We start from the raw sequence: 23,857 nt of genomic DNA on the forward strand, positions 1-23,857 counted from the left end.
CACAAAACATTCTTATAGAACAATTTATCGCCCCGCTGTGGGCGCAAATTCCATGCCGTGCGCCGCCCTACCCTGCCCCACAATCGCGTGGCCTTAGTCATCGTCCGCTCTGGCCCTACTCCTGCCCCGTGATCGGAGCGATTTTCGCACATCTTATTCCGGCCCCCCAAGGGCCCTTCTGGGAGGTTTCTACCATGGCCTATGACGCAACGAACTCGCTTGAAGCGCACTGGATGCCGTTCTCTGACAATCGCGGCTTCAAGGAGGACCCGCGCCTTGTCGTGCGCGCCGAGGGGGTGCACCTTTATGACCACCGTGGGGGTCAGCTTCTGGACGGCTCGTCAGGTCTGTTCTGCTCACCCGCCGGTCACTGCCACCCCAAGATTGCCGAGGCCGTCGCCAAGCAGATGACGGAATACACTTACGTCATGCCCTTCCAGGCGGGCCATCCGGGCAGCTTCAAGCTGGCCGAAAAGATCAGCCGTATGCTGCCCGAACAGATGAACCACGTGTTCTTCACCAACTCCGGCTCTGAGTCCGTGGACACGGCGATGAAGATCGTCATGGCCTACTGGAACGCGCGCGGCGAGACGCGGCCCCGGTTTGTCAGCCGCGAGCGGGCGTATCACGGCGTGAACATCGGCGGCGTGAGCCTGTCGGGCATGGTCAAGAACCGCGACATTTTCCACGCCACGGTTCCCGGCGTCATGATGCTGCGCCACACCTATGACCCGTCCGAGACGTTCATCCCCGGCGGCCATTCCGAGCATAACGGCGTTGAGCTGGCCAATGATCTGGAGCGGATGGCCCAGACCTATGGCGGCAACAACATCGCGGCTGTGTTTGTGGAGCCGGTTGCAGGGTCCACCGGCGCGCTGCCGCCGCCCAAGGGCTACCTGCAACAGCTTCGCAAGATCTGTGACCAGTACGGCATCTTGCTGGTCTTCGATGAGGTCATCACCGGCTTCGGCCGCATGGGCACGGCGTTTGCCGCGCAGAAATACGACGTGGAGCCCGATATCATCACCATGGCCAAGGCGCTGACCAACGGGTCCATCCCCATGGGTGCTGTCGCGTGCCGCGATGACATTTACGAGACGGTGGTTGGGTCTTCCAAGCGGGGCCTGACGGAGTTCTTCCACGGCTACACCTACTCGGGCCATCCCGCCGCCTGTGCCGCAGGCAACGCGATGATGGAGATCATCGAGGAAGAGGATCTGATCCAGCGGTCCGCCGACCTGATCCCCTACTTTGAGGACGCGCTGATGGACGGCCTCAAGGGGCACGAGATGATCAAGGACATCCGCGTGGCGGGCCTGATGGCGGGTGTGGAAGTGCACGCCGAGGGCGGCCCCGGCATGCGCGGGACCGAGTTGCAGAAACGCATGTTCTGGGATGGTCTTTCGGTGAAGTTTACCGGCGACAACGCGATCATTGCGCCGCAGTTCATCGCCACGCGCGACCATGTCGACGAGATCGTGGGCCGCTTCCGCAAAACGTTGGACCACATGCTGGCCAACGGCTAATCCATATGGGCGGGCTGGAAACGGCCCGCCCTTTTTCATTCGCGATCAGGGTTTTACCACATGTCCAATGTCCCCTCCCACGCCCGCGTTGTCATCGTCGGCGGCGGCGTCGCAGGCTGTTCCGTCGCCTATCATCTGGCGAAACTGGGCTGGACGGATGTCGTGCTGTTGGAGCGCAAGCGCCTGACGTCTGGCACCACGTGGCACGCGGCGGGCCTGATCGCGCAGTTGCGCGCCACCAAGAACATGACCCGGCTGGCGAAGTATTCCCAGGAACTCTACGGAAATCTGGAGGCCGAAACGGGCGTGGCCACGGGCTTTCGCCGCTGCGGGTCGATCACCATGGCATTGACGGAGCACCGCGCCGAGGAAATCCGGCGGCAGGCGTCCATGGCCCGCGCCTTCGGCGTGGAGGTCCATGAGATCGACGCGGCCGAGGTCAACAGGCTTTACCCCCACGTCAACACCGACAACATGACTGCCGCCGTGCACCTGCCGCTGGATGGGCAGGGCGACCCCGCCAACATCGCGCTGGCCATGGCCAAGGGCGCGCGAATGGGCGGCGCGACGGTGCTGGAAAACGTCAAGGTCACGGGCGTCGATACCGAAGGCGGCAAGGTCAATGGCATCAGTTGGGAGGCCGACGGCAAAGTTGGAACGATCCAGACCGACATCGTGGTGAACTGCGCCGGCATGTGGGCGCGCGATTTCGGCGCGATGGCGGGCGTGAACGTGCCGTTGCAAGCCTGCGAGCACTTCTACATCGTGACGGAGGCGATTGACGGTTTGCAGCAGCTGCCGGTTTTGCGGGTGCCGGACGAGTGCGCCTACTACAAGGAAGACGCGGGCAAGATGCTTCTGGGCGCGTTCGAGCCGGTGTCCAAACCCTGGGGCCCGATCCCGGAAGATTTCGAATTCGACCAACTGCCCGAGGATTTCGACCATTTCGAGCCGATTTTGGAGAACGCGATCGAGCGGATGCCGATGCTGGCGGAGGCGGGCATTCACACCTTCTTCAACGGCCCGGAAAGCTTCACGCCGGATGACGCCTACCACCTTGGCCCCGCACCCGAGGTTGACGGCTATTGGGTCTGCGCGGGCTTCAACTCCATCGGGATCCAATCGGGCGGCGGCGCGGGGTGGGCGCTGGCGGAATGGATGCAGAACGGCATCCCGCCGTTTGACATCGGCGACGTCGACATCCGCCGGATGCAGCCGTTCCAGCGCAACCGGAGGTATCTGCGCGAACGCGCGTCCGAGACGCTCGGGCTACTCTATGCGGACCACTACCCCTATCGCCAGAAGGCCACCGCGCGGGGCGTGCGGCGGTCGCCTTTGCACGAACCTTTGAAGGCCGCGGGCGCGGTGTTCGGGGAATTGGCGGGCTGGGAACGCGCCAATTGGTTCGCCGATGCGGGGCAGGAGCGGGCGTATCGCTATGACTGGAAGGGCCAGAACTGGTTCAACAATCAGGCCCAGGAACACCGCGCGGTGCGCGAGGCTGTTGGCCTGTACGACATGTCGTCTTTCGGCAAGATCCGCGTTGACGGCCCCGATGCAGAGGCCTTCCTGAACCGCATTGCGGGCGGCGACATGTCGGTGCCCGTGGGCAAGATCGTCTACACGCAGTTCCTTAACGCGCGCGGCGGGATCGAGGCGGATGTCACCATCACCCGCCTTGCCCACGACAGCTATTTCATCGTCACCCCCGCCGCGACGCTGATCCGCGATATGGCCTGGCTGAAGATGAACCGCCGCGACGAGGTGGTGGTGATTGCTGACGTCACGGCGGCAGAGGCGGTCATCGCCGTCATGGGCCCTAATTCGCGCGCGCTTCTGCAATCGGTCAGCCCCCACGATTGGTCGAACGAGGCGTTTCCGTTTGGCACTGCACAACCAATCGAGATCGGCCTTGGCATCGCCCGGGCCCACCGCGTGACCTATGTGGGCGAATTGGGGTGGGAGATCTACGTTTCCGCCGACCAGGCCGCCCATGTGTTCGAGGTGCTGCACGAAGCGGGGGCTGACCACGGCTTGCGCCTGTGCGGCATGCACATGATGGACAGCGCCCGGATCGAGAAGGCCTTCCGCCATTTCGGCCATGATATCACCGGAGAGGATCATGTGGTGGAAGCGGGGCTGGGGTTTGCGGTGTCGAAAACGAAGTCCGACTTCATTGGTGCGGATGCGGTGGCGCGCAAGCGCGACGAGGGCCCGCAACTGCGGATGGTTCAGTTCAAGCTGACCGATCCGGAGGCGATGCTGTTCCACGCCGAGCCGATCATTCGGGACGGCGAGGTGGTCAGCTACGTGACCTCGGGCAACTACGGCCACACCCTTGGCGGTGCCATCGGCATGGGCTACGTCCCCTGCCCCGGCGAAAGCCCGGCCGAGATGCTGGCCTCAAGCTATGAAATCGAGGTCGCAGGCACCCGCGTGAAGGCAGAGGTCAGCACCCGCCCGATGTATGACCCAAAATCCGAGCGTGTGCGCATCTAGGCGGCGGAAAAGGCCGCACGCGCGCAAAACCAATTATCGGCTTTAAACGTTTTATTTCAACGTATTGAATGCCTTGTGCAAGCTGCACACACCGCCCCACGACGGGCTCAAGCCTGCTCGCGGATCGCCTCCGCGATCAGGGCCACGCCTTCAGCGATGCGGGCTGTCTCGATCGTGGCAAAGCCCAGGCGGATCCGGTTTTTCGGCGCATCTTCGCGGGCATAAAACGATGACCCCGCCTCGATCAGCACGCTCTTGTCGCGCAATGCGACGGCCAGCGCATCGGCATCGAGCCCGTCTGGCCCCTGCAACCAAAGGGTCGTCCCGCCGGTCGCGCGTTTCAATGCCGGGGTCAGCCGATGGTCTTCCAAGGCCTCGCGCAGAACCTCGTTGCGGCGCGCCATCCGCATCCGCATGCGTCGCGCATGGCTGTTGTAATGCCCTTCTGAAAGGAAATAGGCGACCGTGCGTTGGGTCAGGCCGGGCGGGTGCCGCTCCGACAGGGTGCGCAAGGCACGGGCGTGCGCCACCACGCGGGCATCGGCGGTCAGATACCCCAACCGCAGTCCCGGAAAGATGGATTTCGAGAAACTGCCGACATAAATCACCCGCCCCCGCTGATCGATGGACCTCAGCGCCGGCAATGCCGGTGTCGAATAGCTCATCTGGAAATCGTAATCATCCTCAATGACGACGAAATCCTCGGCCTCGGCGCGCTCCAGCAACGCGCGGCGGCGCGCCATGGACATCGTGGCCCCCGTAGGCGCTTGATGGGACGGGGTGACGAACACGGCCCGAACGCCTTTGGGGATGCGGTCAATCTTCATGCCGTCGCGGTCCACGGGAACCGGATGGATCTTCAGCCCCTGCTGGTGCAACAGGTTGCGCAGCTCTGGATAGCCTGGATCCTCCATGGCGACCTCACCGCCCTTGCCACCGAACAGGACCTGCACGGTCAGCCACAGCGCATTCTGCGCCCCCGCCGTGACCAGAACCTCATCCACCGAGGCCGCCACCCCGCGCCCCGAGATCGAGCGGCGCACGATCTGTTCAACAAGAAACGGATCATCGCGGTCGCTGGCATCATCTGCGATCTGCTCGAAATGCCGTTTGCCAAGGCCACGCCGAACGCAATCACGCCAATCGTCGACGGGAAAGCGCGCCAGGTCCAGTTCTCCGAAGATGAACGGATAGCGGAAGCTGCGCCAATCGGCAGGTGTGGCCTGCCCGCCCAAGGCAGGCGGCACGGGACCCAGGCGATCGCTCCAGTCCAAACGCTCGCTCACTTGCATCTTGTTGGGGGCGACCGCCTGCAATTGCGTCGGGGCGTCATTGGCCACGAAATACCCCGACCGCGCGACGGAAACGATGTAGCCCGTCGACAGCAGGCTATCATAGGCAAGACTGACCGTGATGCGGCTGATCCCCAGATGCCGGGCGAGCGCGCGCGTGGCAGGCAAGCGATCCCCCGGCGCAAAACGGCCGTCCCAGATGGCGCGCGTGATGGCGTCCTTCAGGCGGGTTTGCAGCCCCACATTCGCGTCTTCCGGCAGGAAGATATGATGCTCGGAAATGATGGCCATAAGGACTCACACGATTAATAAGGCCAAATTGGCGTGATCCGCCGGAAACAACAAGTCCAAGCGTGCGGTTTGGGTTGCGCGGCCCCCGCGCCCGTGGTGCTTTGCACGGGCCATATGAGGAGCCCTTCGATGTCTCAATACACCGCCACCGCCGCGCCCACAGGTCCGATTGTTGCCGACCTCCGCTCGGACACCGTGACCCAGCCTTGCGCCCAGATGCGCGCCGCAATGGCGGCGGCTGAGGTGGGCGATGATGTCTATGGTGACGACCCTTGCGTGAACCGGTTGGAGGCCTCTCTGGCCGCGCGGTTGGGCAAGGAGGCGGGCCTTTTCGTGCCGTCGGGAACGCAATCGAACCTTCTGGCCATGCTGGCGCATTGTGGTCGCGGGGAAGAGGTGATTTCGGGCGAAAGCTACCATGTGATCCGATACGAGGCCGCCGGGGCCTCGGTCCTGGGCGGCGTGGCCCTTCAGGCGCTGCCCGTCGCAGACGACGCGGCGGTAGAAGCCGCCGATGTGACGGCGGCGATCAAGGAGGACGACAGCCACCACCCGATCAGCCGCTTGTTATCGTTGGAGAATACCAACTACGGCAAGGCGGTGCCCCTGCCCCGCATCGAGGCCGCCGTCGCCGCAGGTCGCAAAGGCGGGTTGAGCCTGCATCTGGACGGCGCCCGGTTCTTCAACGCGATCACGGCGTTGAATTGCACCGAGGCCGCCCTTGCCGACCCGTTCGATACGGTCTCGGTATGCCTGTCCAAAGGCCTTGGCGCACCGATTGGATCGGTGCTGCTTGGCCCTGCGGACCTGCTGGCGCGCGCGCGACGCATGCGGAAGATGCTTGGCGGCGGCATGCGGCAGGCGGGTATTCTGGCGGCGGCGGGGCTTTATGCGCTGGAGCACAACGTGGAGCGCCTGACCGAAGATCATGCCCGGGCAGAGGCCTTGGCCGCGCATCTGGAAAAGCTCGGCCTCGGGGAGGTCAGCCATGCCACCAACATGGTTTTCTTGACACCCCGCGCGGGCGTTGATCTGGCCCCCCTTGCCGCCCATGGCATCCGAACCTCTACCCCGGTGCCATCCATGCGGCTGGTGCTGCATCGCGACGTTGACGATAAGGATTTCGACAAGATCCTGGCCGCCTTTTCAGCCGTCACTTAAGGGCGCCGCGCCGCCGCGTTCGAACATCAGGCTGGCGAGGTAGGGCACCGACAACCCCAAGGCGACAATTGCCCCGACGATAATGACCCAGCGCAGCCCCGACATCACACGGCGCAGGATCTGTTCCACGGCGAACCAGGTGAACAGGCCCAGGCCAAAGGCCGCCGTCCCCGGCAAGTCGTTCACCGTGGATCCGACGCGCACGACCCAGTCTGTCAGGCTCTGTGCCAATGATGCGACGTCCATGGGTGCTCCTTCTTGCTCGCCCCCCCTGTGCCCGACCCGACGCTTGATTTCCAGATGTCATCGGCAAGGATGACAAGCCCGGCAGCATTCGCCACAAAGGGCACAGCAAACCAGAGGCTTCAGATGACCCAAACCCACACCACACATGACGCGCTGGAAGATCCGCGCAATGCGGATATCCTGATCTACGTGAACGGGGATCTGGTCCACCGCGATGACGCAAAGGTCTCGGTCTACGACAGCGGCTTTCTTCTGGGCGACGGCATGTGGGAAGGGTTGCGCCTGTATGACGGGGTGTGGAGTTTCTTCGACGACCACATGGATCGCTTCTTCGACTCGTGCAAAGCGGTGTCGCTTGACGTCGGCATGGACCGTGCGGGGATATTTGCCGCGCTGGAGGCGACGCGAAAGGCCAATGACATGCACACGGATGTGCATTGCCGCCTGATGCTGACGCGCGGTGTGAAGGTGAAGCCGTTCCAGCACCCGTCGCTGTCACGCTCCGGCCCGACGCTGGTCATCATCTGCGAGCATTCCAAGCCCGTCGATCGCCTGCACGGCACGGGCATCCGGCTTGCGACAGTGCCACAGGTGCGGGGTCTGCCGATGAGCCAGGACGCCAAATACAATAGTCACTCCAAGCTCAACTGCGTGATCGCCTGCCTTCAGGCCGAACAGGCGGGCGCCGATGAGGGGTTGATGCTGGACCCCCATGGCTTTGTGAACACCACCAACGCGTGCAACTTTTTCATCGTGCGCAAGGGCGCGGTTTGGACCTCGACGGGCGATTACTGCATGAACGGCGTGACGCGCCAAAAGGTCATCGATTTGTGTCGGGCCGAGGGCATCCCGATCTTCGAGAAGAATTTCTCTCTCTACGAAGCCGTCTCCGCCGATGAGGCCTTTCTGACGGGCACCTTCGGCGCGCAAACGCCGGTCGCCGAGATCGACGGAAAGGCGATTGGCACCGGCGACCGCCCCGTCACCGCACGGATCCAGGCGGCCTATAAGGCTTTGATCGCCCGACATATTGCGGCACAGAAAGCCTGACGTGCCGCTCACGACCATGCAATCACGGTCCGTTCGCATAGGCTGATGCAGATCTGCGAACGTTATCGCGATCTTCCTGAAAAGAGCGCTCTTTGGGCGCGTTGCCAAGAAGATCGCCCCGGCATTCGCAGTGGGTCAGCCCCATCGCCGCGATTTCCGTCTTAGGGATGGTAGAATGAAGGCTGTAGCGACCGAAAGAAGCCGCTGCGTTCTCTGAGCCTTTGAGTTAAATGGTGCCCGGGGGCGGAATCGAACCACCGACACGAGGATTTTCAATCCACTGCTCTACCCCTGAGCTACCCGGGCACGGGTTCAGGAGCGTTGTGAAAAGCCCCTCGGGTGGGCGCGTTCTAGGGCGTTCCTGAGACGCTGTCCATAGCGACTTGCGGGTTTTTCGAACAGCTTGGTCTCAATGGATTTTCAGCGTCGCTTCAGCGGCCTCGTCCAACGCCTGCTCGGTGTCGTCCGGGTCTGTGGATGGCACCGCGTAGGACCCGTTCAACCATCGGCCCAGATCAACGTCGGCGCAGCGCCGCGAGCAGAAGGGGCGGTAGGTCGCATCGGTCTCTTTTTCGCAAATGGGGCAGGACAACTCAGCACCTCCTGGTCGTGATTGGGCCTTTCATTGTGCGCGAGCAGATCGCCGCTCGCAAGTCTTCAACGCGCTCTGAGTGCTTGCAAAACAGGGGCTTGCGTCGTTACCTCTGGGAAAACAATCGAGGGATGGGCACGTTGCGGATCACACGGCGGACATTCGGGGCGGGTGCGGCATCCTTGACGGTGGCGGGCTGTGTCGGCGGCCTTGACCTTGGCGGTGGAGGAGAGCGCGGCATCGGTGCTGCGGGTGACAGCGGGCCCTCGACGGACCCCGACTTCATGCCGCAGCCCAATGCCTCTTACGACACCTGGCTGGAGGGATTCCGGGGTCGGGCGCGGGCGGCCGGGATCTCGGAGGATGCGATCACACGCGGATTGCGGGGGACGGGATATTTGCCCGGCGTCATTGAGCGAGACCGGAATCAAACTGAATTTCGGCGCTCCACCGAGGATTACCTGGCGCTTGTTGCGGGCGACGATGACGTCAGCCTGGGACGAACGCGGTTTGCCGGGCATCGCAGCGTGCTGGCCGAGGTCGAGGTGCGCTACGGTGTGCCGGCGGAAGTGTGCTGCGCCGTTTGGGGCGTGGAAAGCCGCTATGGCACTCGGTTGGGGGACATTCCGGTGATCTCTGCGGTGTCCACTTTGGCATGGGAAGGGCGGCGCGGGCGGTTCTTTGAGGCGCAGACGATTGCGGCGCTCAGGATCATCCAGAATGGTGACACGACACCCGAGCGCATGCTGGGATCGTGGGCGGGGGCGATGGGACATACACAATTTATTCCAACGACTTACGAAGAACACGCCGTAGATTTTCGCGGTGATGGGCGGCGCGATATCTGGTCCAGCGACCCGACCGATTCCTTCGCCTCCACCGCCAGTTATTTAGCCCGCTCCGGCTGGCGGGCGGGGCAGCCGTGGGGGATGGAAGTCGCGCTGCCTTCGGGGTTTTCTGTCGCGACGGGGCGCGACACGCGCCGCAGCGTCGCCAGTTGGAGCGAACTAGGCGTGCGACGGGCGGGCGGCGGTGCCCTGCCCGATCACGGGCAAGCGGCCCTTCACGCGCCCGGCGGCGCTGGGGCGCCTGCCTGGATTTTGTTCCACAATTTCAATGTGATCCTGAGGTACAATAACTCTACCAACTACGGTATCGGGGTCGGATACCTGTCAGATCGGATCAACGGAGGCGGGCCGTTGCGGCAAAGTTTCGGCGCCGATGACAGTGGTTTGACACAGGCCCAACGGCGCGAATTGCAGGAGCTGTTGAACCGCGCGGGGTATGACGCGGGCACGCCGGACGGGGTCATTGGAAGCGGCACCGAGGCCGCAATCAGCGCCTATCAGGCCGCCAACGGATTGCCCGTCACCGGGGAGCCGTCGGCCGCTTTGTTGCGGCGATTGAGGTAGGAAAATGGGTGCCCTCAAGCTGTAGTTTTTCTGTAGTTTTTCTGTAACGACACGCCCCTACATTCGCGTGCCTGCCCGCTTAGCCCGGCCAGACCTGCGACAGGGGCGCGCGGTCGCGCTTGCGCGTCAGCTCCAACATCCCCAGGGGCGTCCAGCCGGCCACGACCACATCGCCGCCACCCTGCCGGAAGGCCTTTTTCACGGCATCCTCCACCTGCTTGCGATCCCGCTTGGGCATCGGGGCGAGGTCCAGCGTGATCTGCCCGCCAAGCCCCTTGATCCGGGTCAGGCGTGGCAGGTCACGGACCAGCGCGAGGTTGGCCTTGAGGCCCGCCGCCAGCGAATGGTCGGCCCCGGTATTCACATCGATGGCCACCAGGGCGCGGGTCGCCTCGATGAACGCATAGGCACCGCCGGGCAACGCTTGGCGCGCGGCGAGGGCCATGTCGACGGCCTCCAGCACGCCATGGTCCGCGAACCCGCCCTCGATCACCTCATCGGGCGCGTCCCACTCGCGCCAGGCGCGGGTGTGGGCGTCGTCGGCATCCAGAAGCCATTCCGGCGGCCCCTCCATTTCGGACACGACCATCGTAGCGGTTTTGCACATGGCATAGATGTCATCATGGATCTCTTCCGCGTGTGCCCCGTCCGCCGACGATCGGACGATCAGGCCGTAGCCTTCCGTCGCCGCGCGGCTTTCGTGGGCGATCTCCAACAAACGGTCGCGCTCATCCTCGTCTCGGATCGCGCGGCTGACGTTGAGGCCCGGCTTAAAAGGCGTCACGATACAGTAGCGGGACTTGAAAATCAGGTCCGGCGTGACCGGGCTGGCTTTGCCCGGCTCTGCCACGCCCGAGACCTGCACAAGGAACGCGTCACCCGGCGCGATATCCTTCGCGCGGCGCATATAGCCCATGTGGCCGTCGCCCAGATGCAGGGTGATGCCGCCCTGCCCTTTCAGCGGACGGTCGGCTTTCGCGCGGGAGATCGCGCCGATGCCCGGGGGCGCGCCTTCGGGCGGATCAATGAAGATGTCGTGCAGCTTGCCGTCGACCATGAGGGCAGCCGCGCGGCGGCCCGCGACCTCGTCCAGAAGAACAACAGTTCCCTTCATGTCTTCCACACCTCGATGCCTGCCGCCTGCAACAGGTTTGCGGTTTCGACCATCGGCAGGCCGACGATGGCGGAATGGCTGCCGGATATCCAAGGGAAGAACGCGCCTGCGGGGCCGTGGATGGCGTAGCCGCCCGCCTTGCCCTGCCAATCGCCGGTGGCGATGTAGCCATCCATCTCGACCTTGCTGAGACGTTTCATCTTCACGCGGGATTCCACGATGCGGGTCATCAGCTTGTCGTCGGTTTTCACCGCGATGCCGGTCAAAACGCGGTGACGGCGCCCGCCAAGAAGGGTGAGGAAGGCGCGGGCCTGGTCCGCGTCGGCGGGCTTGCCCAGGATACGGCGGCCCAAGGCCACGGTGGTGTCGGCACACAGGACAACATCGCCGGGGTCGCGGTGCACGGCGTCCGCCTTGGCGCGAACAATGCGATCCACGTAGGGTTTGGGCAATTCGTTGGGCAGGGGATCTTCGTCGATATCGGGCGGACGGATATCATCGGGAGTGAGGCCCAAGACCGCCAGGATTTCAACGCGGCGCGGGCTGCCGGAGCCGAGGATCAGCCTCATTTAGCCAAACAGATGCGCGCGGCGGCGTTGTAGTCGCGCTGCATCCGTTCCATCCGGCGGTGGTCCTTGCCCTCGGGGATCACGAATTCCGACTTCTCGCCTTTGAACGACGTGTGGCGGAACTTGAACAGGTCGAACTCATCGGCCAGCTTCGCCCATTTCACAACGTCAGCATCATCCGTCAGCAGATGGCGCTGCGCTTTTCGGACAGGCTTGGGGTTGAGGTAGTCGAAGGCCCAATCGCTGTCGCGGATGAACAGGACCTGCGCCTCGCCATCGATGGGGGGCGTGATGTCGACCAGTTTGCCGTCGCGTTCCACCATTACGTGGCGCTGCGCCTCCAGCCAGAAGCCAGTGAGTTCCCACACCAGCCAGCCGAAGACGGGTTTTTCGCCCGCAAGGATGACGTTGTAAAACGGCTGATCCTCGATCGCACCGACGGCGGGGGCGACGTCGACCAATTCGGCAACGCCATCGCCAAGGCCCGCCGCATAGGCGGTGACCGCGTCCGACATTTCGGGCGTGGTGATGGTGCGTTCAGTATTGCTTTGGGCAGTCACGGACCGTTACTTGAAGCGATAGTTGATCCGGCCCTTGGTCAGATCATAGGGGGTCATTTCTACCTGGACTTTGTCGCCTGCCAGAACCCGAATGCGGTTCTTACGCATCTTGCCTGCCGTATGCGCGATGATCTCATGGCCGTTTTCGAGCTCGACCCGGAATGTCGCGTTGGGCAGGAGTTCCTTCACGACGCCAGGAAATTCGAGCATCTCTTCCTTAGCCATGTGTACTCCATCAGTTGCGCCCCGTAGGTGGGGCTGGTGGCGGGTAAATGCGCCTAAACCCAAAGGGTTTCAAGGCAAATCGCCGTTTTCGGCGATCTTGGCGGCGGCAGCGCTTTCGGGCCAATGGGCGTGGTTGAAGACAGAGCCTTCGGCGCGGACCCGGTGGACGGCGGCGATATCAACCTCGGCGTAGGTCCAGCCGGGGGTGTTGAGCGCCCCTTCCGCGACGATCCCCGTGGCTGGAAACCCAAGATCGGGCGGGCCGTAAACGCCCGCAATCCCTACGTTTTCATCCACCGCCGGGGACCACTTCGCAGCGCCCACGGTGGGCGATTGCACGGTGATGCACTGCCCCTCCAACGCGCGGGCCATGGCGCCGATGCGCACACGGGAGTAACCCGCGAGGCTGTCGGTGCACGACGGGCAGAGGATGATTTCAGCCCCCTGATCGATCAACGCGCGGCCCAGAAGCGGAAATTCCGCGTCGTAGCAGATGAGGATACCGATGCGCCCAAGGGCCGTGTCGATGACCGCCAGGGGCTCACCGGGGACGACATTCCAATGCTCCCGCTCGAACCGGGTCATGATCTGCTTGTCCTGTTGGCCCAGGTAGCCCTCGGGCCCGAAGAGAGAGGCCTGGTTCGTCGGCCGCTCGGCCCCTTCGTGGAAGACCGGACCAGAGGGGGCGAGGATGTGAACGCCGTAGCCTTCCGCCAGCGACGCGGTGAGGGCGTCGGCATCCTCGGCATAACTGGCGGCGGCATGCAGAGAGGCCTCCAGATCGCCCGCAGCCGCCGCGCCCACGAGCCCCGCAAGCTCCATCCGGCCATATTCGGGGAAGACCAGCAGATCCGCCCCCTGCCCCGCCGCCTCACGCACCCAGGCGATCTGTTTCTCGGCATAGGCGGGAAAGTCCGGCAGAAGGTCCAGCGGATAGGCTGCGGTGGCGATTTTCATAGGGCTTTGATCCAGACTTGCAGGGTTTTTAAGGTCTCGGCGGTGTCACCGATATCGTTCCATGAGAATTGCGCCGTGGTGCCCGTTTGCGGCGTGTAGCCCCGCGCGCGCCAGAACCGGTCGAGGGGGCGGTAATTGGCGGGTTTGGCGGGGTGATCGGCGCGGCGGATCACGGCGCAGAAGGCGGAATGGGACGCGCCAAGGTGGCGGGCATGTGCCTCGCGCAGGTCAAAGAAACGGTGGCCTATCCCCTGGCCGCGGTAGGCGGGCAGCAGCACGCTTTCGGCGCAGTAGAAGGTATCGGGCGGCAGCGCCGCCGAGATCTGGGCCGCGTCGGCGTGGTGTTCCAGGGGCATGCCGGTCGCCGCGCCGACGATGTCATTCCCTTCCAGGGCGGCCACAAGAACGGCACCGGGCGTGTCGCGGTAGGATCGGAGGTAATGGGATTCGTAGTCCGCATCCCCTTGATAAAGGTAGGGAAAGGCGGCGAAAACCTCGACCCGCAAACGCGCGAGATCGGGGAGTGCCCGGGTCAGGGCATCGCCGGTGAGGGCCGTAACCGCCAAACTCATGGGCGGGCGCTCATGCCGATACCTGGGCCATCCAGTCGGCCAGATTGTAATAGGTCACGACGCGGGTGATCTTGCCGTCTTCGACGGAAAAGAACCCGCCTGCGGGCAGCGTGTAGGTCTGGCCCTTCGCTTCAGGCAGGCCCTCGTCCGTGACAAGGTAGGTGCCGTTGACGGTGAACTCTGCCGCCGCACGGGTGCCATCCCTGGACGTCATGACCACGATATCGGTGAGGGTTTCACGGTAGCAGCGGGTCATGTGGGCGCAAAACGCGCGAAACGCATCGGTGCCGATGCGCACGCCCCCCTCGTTCACGTGGTGGGCCACGTCGGGGGAGAGGCAGGCGATCATCGCCTCCGTATCGGAGGCGTTGAAGGCGGCGTAGTAGCGGGTGATGAGGGCGTGGGTGTCCATGGGCGGAAGATAGGGGCGGAAGGCCGAAGAGGGAAGATCGGCTTTTGCGGCGCGGCGTGGGCACCCGCCGCGTTGATCGCTGCGATCTTTTCCCCCGCTCAGGCCCCAGACGGGAGCCCCCCGGTGCTGCGCCCTTGTCGGCTTGGACGGCGCCATGTCTGTTCCGCCAGCAACGCGCGTTCCGCGTCCGTGGCGAACCGTCTGTCCCAATCCGCGATCGCGGGCTCGATGGCGCGAAACCATAGGGGCGAGATCGGGGCGATCAACGACATGATCCCCGGGCTCAACGGCAGGATCGGCATATCGTCTTTGACCCGCAGGTCCCAGTAGGGAAGGCTTGGCGTCGTATGGTGGTGCGAATGGCTGGTCATATTGAGCATATAGCCGGAACTGATCGTGCGCCGCGAATTCCACGAATGGCGAGGGCAGCAAGGGGTTCCGGGCACGCGGATCAGACCATAATGCGCGATGTAGGAGATGCTTTCGATGGCACGCATCGCGATCAGGGCCGCGACAACGGCGACCAGAAGGCCGATCCAACCAAAGACCAGCACTGCGAACAGAAGATAGGCGACCTCCAGTATGTGGCCCCGCAGCGCGGCGTTCGAAAGGCTCCACACGGATTTGTCCAAGTGACGCATCCGCTTGGCGGCGAAATTCCACGCCCAGAGGTTCTGGCTGACCACGGATCTGCGGAAGTACGCGACGAAGGGCTCTCCACGCTTGGCGGAGACTGCGTCATCTGCGGTGCACACGGCGGCGTGGTGTCGGTAGACATGATCGATGATGCTGGAGGTATGCAGGCAAGGCGCGATGACGGCCCGGCCAAGTTCCACATCCAGACGGTTGCGGGAATGGGCCAGCTCATGGCCCACATCGACGGCCCCCAGACCCAGGAGCTGCCCCAGCGTCAGGATAACGCCGACAACGCCGATCCAGCTGTGCGCCGAGGTGGCTGCCATCAAGGAAGTGACGATCAGAACGGCCTGAAGCGCCACGATCAGGTAGACCAAGGCCTTGCCGCTGATCCCGACATCCAGACGGTCATCGTAGTCGGAACGATCGTCGAACCGATCAAGGACCAAGGCCAGAAGGACCACGACCCCAAAGCCCAGAAAGGTATAGCCGTCGCCCAGGATCATCCCGGCAATCGCGATGCATTGCGTGGCCGGAAGCAATAGAAATTTGGCAGGTAGAAACCGCATTGTTACCCCATCTTTTTCGTGCACGTCCCGTGTGCGGGACCATTATATTTGGCGTGCACGACGCCCGAAGTGCGCTGGATCAATCAGGGGTGGCGGTTCACGTAAGGTAAACTGACCAGCAAAAGTGCCGGCAGAAGCAGCAGATCGGCCAGCAGCGCCAGCACGAAGACCGCGATCGTCAGGATCCCGAAATCCACAAGGCTGGGAAGGCTAGAGAAGAGCGTGCCGATCAGCCCGCCGATCAGCACGGCGGAGGTCAGAACCAGTGTCGGCGCGATCCCCCGAAGCGCGCGGAGGATCGAAGCCTCGGACCATGCGCCATCGGCCCGCGCCTCTTGCCGGGCGCGGTTGAGCAGGTGAACGGTGTCGTCCACGGCGATCCCGAAGGCGATGGTCAGGGCGATGCCGCTGGTGAAGCTGAACGGCTGCCCGGCCAGCCACATCCACGCGCCCACGGCGGTGATCGGCAGAATGTTGGGCAACATGGAGACGAGCCCAAGCAGCGGGCTGCGCAGCCAAATCGCGATCAGAACGCCCGACGCGGCCGCCGCCAGGGCAAAGCAGAGGGAGAAGGCATTCAGAATCCGTTCGCTTGCGAAAGAAGACACATGCACCACGCCGGTCGCAGGGCCAAGATCCGCCAGCGCCGGTTCTTGCGCGATGCGGGCCTCAAGCGCGGTGATGTCACGGCGCGCGAGGGCAGAGCCGTCGTAGGCATAGGGCAGAGAGATCAGCGTACGCGTGCCGTCGTCCGAGACAAGCCGATTGCGAAGCACCTGCGGCAAGCCGTCGCCAAGGGCGCGGGCGGCGTCGCGGGGGGCGGGCAAGGCAAAGGCATCGCCCCAACCGCTGACCTCGCCAAGCGTGCGCGCGACGGCGGCCAGGTCAACGTCTGCGCTGACGGGGTGTTCAAATTCGAGGCTGGTCAGGGGGCCGAATTGCACCTCAATCCGGTGCAGGGCTTCGATCTCGGGGTCGCCGTCACGCAGCCCCTCGAAGAGGCCATAGTTGGGCTGCAACATCAGGTAGCCGGCAGTGGACAGCGCCACGAGGCCCAGACCGACAAGTGTGATAGCACCCTTGCCGCGCTGCACAACCGCCGCCAGAAGCGCAGGGCCGCGCGCCCCGCTCGGGGTCGGGGTCGGGGTAGGCTGTCGTACGAAGCGCTGAAATCCAACCAAGCGGTCCAGCGTGACAACCTGAAGCGCGAAGACGGCGAAGATCAGGGGCGTGGAAATCACGATGGCCAAAACGCCGAAGACCGCCAGGCCCGAGACCAGCGCGGAACTGCTGAGCAACAGGGCGGCAAAGGCGCCCGCCGTCACGACAGACGCCAACAGGGCCGCAGGCCAGACGGAGGCCACGGCGCGGCGCAGCGGGCGCGGCTGCCCGTCGGCGTAGGCGCGCCGGGTGGCAATGCCCAGGTGAATGGCTTCCGAGAACGACATCACGAGGATCAGCGTCGGCAAGGTGATGGTCACGGCGTTGATGTCATACCCAAGGGGCAGAAGGGCCGTGATCGACCACAAGCGCGCCGTATGCGCCGTGAACGCGATGACCAGCGCCAGAGCCACGCTGCGCAGGGCGATCAGGGCAACCGCCAGCCCGGCGACGACGCCAAGGCTGTTGAGAAGCGCGGTATCCGCATCCAACCGCTGCGTCACCGACGCCCGAATGACCGGATAGCCGGTGAGGGTTACGGTTACACCGGTGCCGTCGCTCACCTCGGCTGCCAGTGCCCGCATTTGCGCCAAGAGGTCCGCGCGCGCACCGGTTTCGGTGGGCATATCGGGGATCACAACAAGCACCTGCGCCGCGCCCAGATCCTCGGACAGGACGCGCGACAACCCGCCCTGCGCCGCGCGTGCCGCGTGCAAGCGCTCGGTGAGGTCTTCGGGCGACAGGTCCGGCGCGAATAGCTGTTGCGGGCTGCCGTCCGCGCCTGCCACCGTGAACGAAAACGGAGAAAGCACGGCTTCGATATGGGGCAGGAACTGCACGTCGAGCAGGAAATCCTCCATCACGACATGGCTTTCACCGTCGGCGAAGCTGTCGGCCTCGAACAAGGCAATGATGTCGGTGTCGAAACGCCCGTATTCCTCCAACAGCGCCTCGTAGCGCACGTAGGCCGGGAAATCACCGCGAAAGCGGCTTTCCAGATCGTCCGAGAACAGCATGCCGGAGGCCGCGCGCAGGGCGACGACCTCCACCACGAGGAAAAGCACCCAAAGCAGGGGCAGCAGTAGCCGCTTCAAGGTCGTCCCCCTCATTCCGTCGATCGCCCCGGCAAGACGCACTGAATGCCTTGGCTACACGTGCCGCCCGATTTCCAACTTGAGCCAGATCAATCAAGGACCGAAATGAAGTCGTACAGCTGCATCCATCGGAAGATGCCTTGGCGGTCTTGATCGGGCCTGCGCCATGGGCGGAAAATCAGGCGTTTGGGGCAACGGATGACGAGACGTAAAGTTTGTTCAGTATTTTCTAAACAAACTTGCAATCACACGCGCCACCTGCCACGTAGCGCCAAGACACGTTCAGAGACGGCATTAGAGAATTGAGCACATCCCATCACATCCGGTCCGATTTAGCCGAAAGAGCCGATACTATCCCCCACAGGGACGGGCTGCCAAAGACGGCGGGCCGCATGTTCGGTATATCCCTCTTTGACGGGAAGACCCTCGCGGTCAGCGCGCTTGCGGATCGCGTTCCGGTCGGCCGTGGCCGCGTGCGTCCCGTTGCGCGCCTCCTGAAGCGCGTGACCAAGCCCGGAGAACGGCGAGAGTTCTTCCGGCTTGCCGCGTCCTGCCCTGAAAATGCGCTAATACATGCCCGTCGAAGGAAGCATCAGGCCAGAGATGAGAGTGCGGCGACGTCCAATATGCTGCCTGAGGGAGCGAGCCCGAACACGGCCCCGAAAAACACCTTTGCAGCCCCCCGCAACGCAATAGATCAATGGTTCGACACAGCCTTGGGACGTGTTAGAAACGTTAATCGCGCCGCAGCAGACAAGGAATGGCACGATGAGTGATCCGAAGAAAAAAGCCGTTGAAGACGCCATTGAAGGCAACGCGACGGGCACGCCGGACACCGCCACGGCCGAGCGCGCGAAGGCCACCGCAGCCTCTGACGCGGGGGCGCGCGACGTGGATACCGACGCGGGCCCTGACAAGGCCCCTCCCGCGTCGCAACCGCAACCGCAACAGGCGTCGGACTTGCAATTCACGTCCGACAAGGGTGCCGCACGCTCCACATGGATCGCCGCCCTGATCACGCTTGTCGTGGCCGGATGGATGGGAAGTGGTTTCATCCTGCCGTCGCAGCAAGAGGACACGACCGAGCGGCCCTCCGCCCCGCTGCCGGTCGCCGTTTCGGTGCTGCAATCCACCGCGCAGCCCGTGACCCTGTTCTTCAGCGCCGAAGGTCAGGCCCTGCCGGATCGGGACACGATGATCCGCGCTGAAGCCTCCGGTGAAATCGCCGACGTGTTCGTTTCCATGGGCGATTTCGTCGAGGAAGGCACCGAGATCGCCCGCATTCGCAGCGAACGGGTCGAGGCCGAGTTGGCCCGTGCCCAGCAAGACGTCGCGCGCACGCAGCGGGATCTGGAGAACGCCGAGACGCTACTGGAACGCGGCGTCGCGACGCTGGATCGTGTCGAGCAGGCCCGCTCTGCGTTCACGCAAGCCACTGCGCAATTGACGGCAGCCGAGGAATCGCTTGCAGATATGATGATCACGGCCCCCTTCGCAGGCCGGATCGAGGCTTTGGACCTGAACGCGGGTGAGTTCGTGCAGGCGGGTGCCGAGATCGCGCGGCTGGTCGACAATGCGCCGCTGACCGTCTCTTTCCAGGTGCCGCAACAGGCGCTGAGCCGTCTGGAAAGCGGCCAGCCCGCGAACGTGACATTCATCACCGGCGAGACGCGCGAAGCGACAGTGACCTTCGTGGGCACCTCTGCCGCGCAAGCCACACGCACCTTCCTGGCGGAGGTGTCGCTGCCCAATGCAGATGGCGCCATCGCCGCCGGGATATCCGCCGAGATCACCATTCCGACCGACGAGATCACGGCCCACTTTCTGTCGCCCTCCATCGTTTCCATCAGCCCGGAGGGGCAGTTGGGCATCAAGACCGTCGACGACGACAACATCGTGCGTTTCTATCCCATCGAGGTCGTGCGGCCCGAAATCGACGGCATCTGGGTGACGGGGCTTCCCGATACCATCACCGTCATCACCGTCGGCCAGGGCTATGTGAACGACGGCGAAACCGTGCGCCCGCAGGTCGAGGACGCAAGCTGATGCATACCCTCATCGATGCCGCCTTCTCGCGCGCCCGCGTCGTCGTCATGGCCCTTGTCATGGTTCTGGCGGTGGGCGCATTCGCCTATACCTCCATCCCCAAGGAGGCAAACCCGGAAGTGCCGCTGCCGCTGTTCTACGTGCACACGGGCCTTGACGGGATCAGCCCGACCGACGCGGAACGGCTGTTGATCGAACCGATGGAGCAGGAGTTCGCGGGGCTGACGGGGCTGCAATCCATGGAGGCCTTCGCCTCGGAAGGCTCTGCCAGTATCCAGCTGGAGTTTCAGCCCGGCGGCGACAACGAACAGGCGCTGATGGACATCCGCGAAGCCGTGGATCGCATCCAGGGCGATTTGCCCGACGACGCCTATGACCTGACCGTGACCGAGATCAACACGGCCCTGTTTCCGATCATCACGGCGATCCTGTCGGGCCCCGTGCCCGAACGCACGCTGAATGCCCTGGCCGAGGAGTTGCAGGAGGAAATCGAGGGCCTCACCGGGGTTCTTGAGGTCGATATCGGGGGGCAGCGCACGGAGTTCCTGGAGGTCCTGATCGATCCCACGGTGTTTCAGACCTATGATTTGTCGTTCGACGAACTGATCGGGCAGATCACCCGCAACAACCGCCTGATCGCCGCCGGGGCGATCGAGACCGGCGCTGGCCGGATCGTGCTGACCGTGCCCGGCCTGATCGAGGACCTGCCCGACGTGATGGGCATGCCGGTGCTGGTGCGCGACGGGACCGTCGTGACGTTCGGGGATGTCGCCACCGTTCGCCGCAGTTTCGATGACCCCACGGGGTTTGCCCGGATCGACGGCCAGCCCGCCCTGGCGCTGGAAGTCGTGAAACGCTCGGGCGCGAACATCATCGAGACCGTGGCCGAGGTTCGGGCCTTGGTGGAGGACCTGCGGGTCGACTGGCCCGAGACCGTGGAAGTCACCTATCTCAACGATCAATCCGAAGTCGTGGACGATTTGCTGAGCGATCTGGAGGCCAACGTCATTGCCGCCGTCGCCCTGGTGATGATCGTCATCGTCTACGCCCTTGGGTTTCGGTCCGCCGTTCTGGTGGGCCTTGCGATCCCCGGTGCGTTCCTGGCGGGGGTCACGGCGCTTTGGGCCATGGGCTACACGATGAACATCGTGGTACTGTTTTCGCTGATCCTTGTGGTCGGGATGCTTGTGGACGGCGCCATCGTGACCACGGAACTGGCGGATCGGCAATTGCAGGAGGGGGCGTCGCCCCGCGATGCCTATACCTTCGCGGCCAAGCGCATGTCGTGGCCGATCATCGCCTCGACCGCTACAACGCTTAGCGTGTTCTTCCCGCTTCTGTTCTGGTCCGGCATGGTGGGGGAGTTCATGAAATTTCTGCCCATCACGGTGATCCTGACACTGTTCGCATCGCTTTTCATGGCGCTGATCTTCATCCCGGTCGTGGGCGGGATCATCGGCAAGAAGCAGCCCCAGAACGCCGCCGCGAAGGCCGCGATGCACGCGGCAGAGCATGGCGACCCCAGGGACATGAGGGGCGCGACCGGTGTCTATGTGCGGATCCTGGAATGGGCCATCCTACGGCCCGCCGCGACGGTGTTGCTGACGGTTTCCATGCTGTTGGGCAGTTTCGGCCTATATGGCGTCTTCGGCAACGGGATCAACTTCTTCCCCTCCGTCGAGCCGGAGTTCATGCAAGTTCAGGTTCGGGCCCGCGACAACTTCTCGATCTACCAGCGCGATGCCTTGGTGCGCACCGTGGAAAACCGGCTTCTGGGCTTTGATGAGGTCGCCAGTGCCTACGCCCGGTCCACCATGTCCGCCGGACAGGGGGATGAGGAAACCATTGGCACCATCCAGCTTGAATTGATCGAATGGGATGAACGCCGCACCGCCGCCGTGATCGGCGAGGATATTCGCAACGCTGTCGCCGACATCGCGGGGATCGACGTGCAGGTATTGACCGAAAGCGGCGGCCCCACGGCGGGCAAGCCGATCAACCTGCGCATCCAGGCCCGGTCGGCCGACGCGCAGGAAGCCGCCGTGCGCATCGTCCGTGAGATCATGGGGGAAATCGGCGGGTTCACCGATGTGACCGACACAAGGCCCCTGCCCGGTGTCGAGGTGGCGGTCATCGTGAACCGGGCCGAAGCCGCCCGCTATGGCGCCGATGTCAGCCTTCTGGGGCAGGCCTTGCAGCTTCTCACCCGGGGGATCGCGGTCGCCGATTACCGCCCCGACGATGCGGAGGGATCGCTCGATATCCGGGTGCGGTTCCCCTACGAGGAACGGTCATTGTCGGAACTGGGTAACCTGCGGGTGCCCACAGCGTCGGGACTGGTTCCAATCTCCAACTTCGTGACTTTCGCCCCGACCGAGCGCGTGGGCACCATTCGGCGGATCGATGAGCGTCGCGTCGTGACCATCGAGGCGAACGTGGCACCGGGGATTCTGGTCAATGATCAGGTCATCGCCCTGACCGCGGCACTTGATGCCGCGGATTTGCCGCAGGGCGTCGAATATGCCTTCGCCGGAGAGGCCGAGGAACAGGCCGACGCCATGGCGTTCCTTGTGACGGCCTTCATCGCAGCCATCTTCCTGATGTTCGTGATCCTCGTCACCCAATTCAACAACTTCTACCAAAGCCTCGTGGTGATGAGCGCGATCATCTTCTCGGTCGCCGGTGTGCTGTTGGGCCTGATCGTGACGGGGCGCCCGTTTGGCGTGGTCATGGGCGGGATTGGTGTCATCGCGCTGGCGGGGATCGTGGTGAACAACAACATCGTGCTGATCGACACCTACAATGATCTGAAGCGGGCCGGACAATCCCCCCTGGAGGCCGCCCTGCGGACCGGCGCGCAGCGTCTGCGCCCCGTGGTGCTGACCTCGGTCACAACGGCCCTGGGGCTGATGCCGATGGTGATTGGGCTGAACATCAACTTCTTCACCCGCGAGATCGTCTACGGCGCGCCGTCGACCCAATGGTGGACCGAGCTTTCCAGCGCGATTGCCGGGGGCTTGGTCGTAGCCACGATCCTGACCCTGGTCGTCACGCCCGCGATGTTGATGTTGGGGGAAAAACGCGCCGACCGCGCCGCGCCGGGGCCGGCACCGGACGGGCCAGCTTCCGCACCAGCCATGACGCCTTCCTAAGACCTCAGATCCTATGGCGGTGTAGCTATTGCAAGCGGTAGCGCGATGCTTCGATCGTGCGGGACATGACACCATTTCGCTGGGACCACACCAATGGCCACTTTCCTGATGCGTAGGATGTCAAACGGCACGGCCCGAACCGCTCTGTTGCGTCAAACCCCTTCGAGCCCCGGTTCTTCTTTGGTCTTGTTGGGTTCGACGACCTGATGCGCGCGTTTCAGCGCGGCGGCGCGGCCCCCTGATCTTCTTCCGTCGGCTCGCCGAACCGGGCCTTCATGCGGTCCACGATCTGATCGCGGGCCTGGCGGTAGCTTGCCAGCTTGTCCTCGCGGGTTTCGCCAAGTCCCGTGGGGTCGATGATCGGCCAGTATTCCACGTCGATGTGGAAGCTACGCGTCATGTCGAGGGCGCGGCGCTGGCTGGCGGGGCTGAGTGCCACGACCAAATCGAAGCCCGAAAGGTCATCGCCCCATTCCGCCATTTCATCGAAAGAACGGGCGCGGTGGCGTTCCAGTGCCACCCCCAATTCCGCGCAGACGGTGACGGCAAAGCCGTCGATCTCCATCTCTCCTCTCACGCCAGCGGATTGGACATAGGCGCGGTGGCCATAGAATTTCTTCATCAACCCCTCGGCCATGGGCGACCGGGTGGAGTTGTGATCGCAGCAGAACAGGACCGATTGGGGAAAATCGCCGTTTGGGGTTGAGCGGGGACCGACCAC

General features: G+C 63.8%; 20 protein-coding genes and 1 tRNA gene. 7 read left to right on the forward strand and 14 right to left on the reverse strand.

All coding sequences use genetic code 11. The annotated features are described in order from the left end of the window. Positions 1–194 precede the first annotated feature (194 nt). Positions 195–1,526, forward strand: coding sequence for an omega-aminotransferase AptA (aptA, locus tag KUL25_RS08065; RefSeq protein WP_257892478.1), 1,332 nt, complete (start codon positions 195–197; stop codon positions 1,524–1,526). A gap of 60 nt (positions 1,527–1,586) precedes the next feature. Next, positions 1,587–4,025: a GcvT family protein gene (locus KUL25_RS08070; protein ID WP_257892479.1), complete on the forward strand. Its 2,439-nt coding sequence runs from the start codon at positions 1,587–1,589 to the stop codon at positions 4,023–4,025. Between the two features lie 107 nt (positions 4,026–4,132). Here the strand turns inward: KUL25_RS08070 and pdxR are convergent, their stop codons facing one another. Then, positions 4,133–5,608, reverse strand: coding sequence for a MocR-like pyridoxine biosynthesis transcription factor PdxR (pdxR, locus tag KUL25_RS08075; protein WP_257892480.1), 1,476 nt, complete (start codon positions 5,606–5,608; stop codon positions 4,133–4,135). A gap of 129 nt (positions 5,609–5,737) precedes the next feature. Between pdxR and ltaE the strand changes: the two genes are divergently transcribed. After that, positions 5,738–6,769 carry a low-specificity L-threonine aldolase gene (gene ltaE, locus KUL25_RS08080; protein WP_257892481.1) on the forward strand — a complete coding sequence of 344 codons (1,032 nt, stop codon included), beginning with the start codon at positions 5,738–5,740 and terminating at the stop codon, positions 6,767–6,769. Here ltaE and KUL25_RS08085 read toward each other — a convergent pair. Beyond that, positions 6,755–7,015, reverse strand: a complete 261-nt coding sequence (locus tag KUL25_RS08085) for a hypothetical protein (RefSeq protein WP_257892482.1) — start codon at positions 7,013–7,015, stop codon at positions 6,755–6,757. The two genes, ltaE and KUL25_RS08085, sit on opposite strands and share 15 nt — an antisense overlap. A 123-nt stretch (positions 7,016–7,138) precedes the next feature. Between KUL25_RS08085 and KUL25_RS08090 the strand changes: the two genes are divergently transcribed. Next, positions 7,139–8,065 (forward strand): aminotransferase class IV, encoded by a 927-nt coding sequence (locus KUL25_RS08090; RefSeq protein WP_257892483.1) that lies wholly within the window; start codon positions 7,139–7,141, stop codon positions 8,063–8,065. A 231-nt stretch (positions 8,066–8,296) separates the two neighbouring features. Here KUL25_RS08090 and KUL25_RS08095 read toward each other — a convergent pair. Beyond that, a tRNA-Phe gene (locus tag KUL25_RS08095) sits at positions 8,297–8,371 on the reverse strand. 103 nt (positions 8,372–8,474) lie between these two features. Continuing rightward, on the reverse strand, positions 8,475–8,657 hold the full coding sequence (locus KUL25_RS08100) for a DNA gyrase inhibitor YacG (protein ID WP_257892484.1): 183 nt from the start codon (positions 8,655–8,657) through the stop codon (positions 8,475–8,477). Positions 8,658–8,797: 140 nt separating this feature from the next. Here KUL25_RS08100 and KUL25_RS08105 point away from each other — a divergent pair, with 140 nt between their 5' ends. After that, positions 8,798–10,069 carry a lytic murein transglycosylase gene (locus KUL25_RS08105; protein ID WP_257894828.1) on the forward strand — a complete coding sequence of 424 codons (1,272 nt, stop codon included), beginning with the start codon at positions 8,798–8,800 and terminating at the stop codon, positions 10,067–10,069. 79 nt (positions 10,070–10,148) lie between these two features. On the opposite strand, the gene KUL25_RS08110 is transcribed toward KUL25_RS08105, so the two are convergent. From KUL25_RS08110 to KUL25_RS08150, 9 genes are all read right to left on the reverse strand, one after another. Further along, the gene (locus KUL25_RS08110) at positions 10,149–11,183 is read right to left on the reverse strand and encodes a ribonuclease E/G (RefSeq protein ID WP_257892485.1); all 1,035 of its coding nucleotides are present in this window, start codon (positions 11,181–11,183) and stop codon (positions 10,149–10,151) included. Continuing rightward, complete coding sequence (locus KUL25_RS08115; protein ID WP_257892486.1) at positions 11,180–11,752, reverse strand: Maf family protein; 573 nt, start codon at positions 11,750–11,752, stop codon at positions 11,180–11,182. The genes KUL25_RS08110 and KUL25_RS08115 overlap by 4 nt, the downstream gene beginning before the upstream one ends. After that, the gene (locus tag KUL25_RS08120) at positions 11,749–12,312 is read right to left on the reverse strand and encodes a hypothetical protein (protein ID WP_257892487.1); all 564 of its coding nucleotides are present in this window, start codon (positions 12,310–12,312) and stop codon (positions 11,749–11,751) included. Before KUL25_RS08120 ends, KUL25_RS08115 begins: the two co-directional genes overlap by 4 nt. A gap of 6 nt (positions 12,313–12,318) precedes the next feature. Next, complete coding sequence (infA, locus tag KUL25_RS08125; protein WP_011455993.1) at positions 12,319–12,537, reverse strand: translation initiation factor IF-1; 219 nt, start codon at positions 12,535–12,537, stop codon at positions 12,319–12,321. Positions 12,538–12,606: 69 nt separating this feature from the next. Next, on the reverse strand, positions 12,607–13,494 hold the full coding sequence (locus KUL25_RS08130; protein ID WP_257892488.1) for a carbon-nitrogen hydrolase family protein: 888 nt from the start codon (positions 13,492–13,494) through the stop codon (positions 12,607–12,609). Further along, the gene (locus KUL25_RS08135; RefSeq protein WP_257892489.1) at positions 13,491–14,066 is read right to left on the reverse strand and encodes a GNAT family N-acetyltransferase; all 576 of its coding nucleotides are present in this window, start codon (positions 14,064–14,066) and stop codon (positions 13,491–13,493) included. The genes KUL25_RS08130 and KUL25_RS08135 overlap by 4 nt, the downstream gene beginning before the upstream one ends. 10 nt (positions 14,067–14,076) lie before the next feature. Then, on the reverse strand, positions 14,077–14,478 hold the full coding sequence (locus KUL25_RS08140) for a ketosteroid isomerase-related protein (RefSeq protein ID WP_257892490.1): 402 nt from the start codon (positions 14,476–14,478) through the stop codon (positions 14,077–14,079). Positions 14,479–14,576: 98 nt separating this feature from the next. Further along, positions 14,577–15,683: a fatty acid desaturase gene (locus tag KUL25_RS08145; protein ID WP_257892491.1), complete on the reverse strand. Its 1,107-nt coding sequence runs from the start codon at positions 15,681–15,683 to the stop codon at positions 14,577–14,579. An 83-nt stretch (positions 15,684–15,766) separates the two neighbouring features. Continuing rightward, positions 15,767–17,953 (reverse strand): efflux RND transporter permease subunit, encoded by a 2,187-nt coding sequence (locus tag KUL25_RS08150; RefSeq protein ID WP_257892492.1) that lies wholly within the window; start codon positions 17,951–17,953, stop codon positions 15,767–15,769. Between the two features lie 753 nt (positions 17,954–18,706). Here KUL25_RS08150 and KUL25_RS08155 point away from each other — a divergent pair. Together KUL25_RS08155 and KUL25_RS08160 are read left to right on the forward strand one after the other, a co-directional pair. After that, positions 18,707–19,984, forward strand: coding sequence for an efflux RND transporter periplasmic adaptor subunit (locus tag KUL25_RS08155; protein WP_257892493.1), 1,278 nt, complete (start codon positions 18,707–18,709; stop codon positions 19,982–19,984). Then, complete coding sequence (locus KUL25_RS08160; RefSeq protein WP_257892494.1) at positions 19,984–23,136, forward strand: efflux RND transporter permease subunit; 3,153 nt, start codon at positions 19,984–19,986, stop codon at positions 23,134–23,136. The genes KUL25_RS08155 and KUL25_RS08160 overlap by 1 nt, the downstream gene beginning before the upstream one ends. Positions 23,137–23,353: 217 nt before the next feature. Here KUL25_RS08160 and KUL25_RS08165 read toward each other — a convergent pair whose 3' ends face one another. After that, a complete protein-coding gene (locus KUL25_RS08165) occupies positions 23,354–23,857 on the reverse strand; it encodes an arsenate-mycothiol transferase ArsC (protein WP_257892495.1) in 504 nt (167 codons plus the stop codon).

Origin of the sequence: Gymnodinialimonas phycosphaerae (genome assembly GCF_019195455.1) — a bacterium.
In the GTDB taxonomy this organism is placed as follows: domain Bacteria; phylum Pseudomonadota; class Alphaproteobacteria; order Rhodobacterales; family Rhodobacteraceae; genus Gymnodinialimonas; species Gymnodinialimonas phycosphaerae.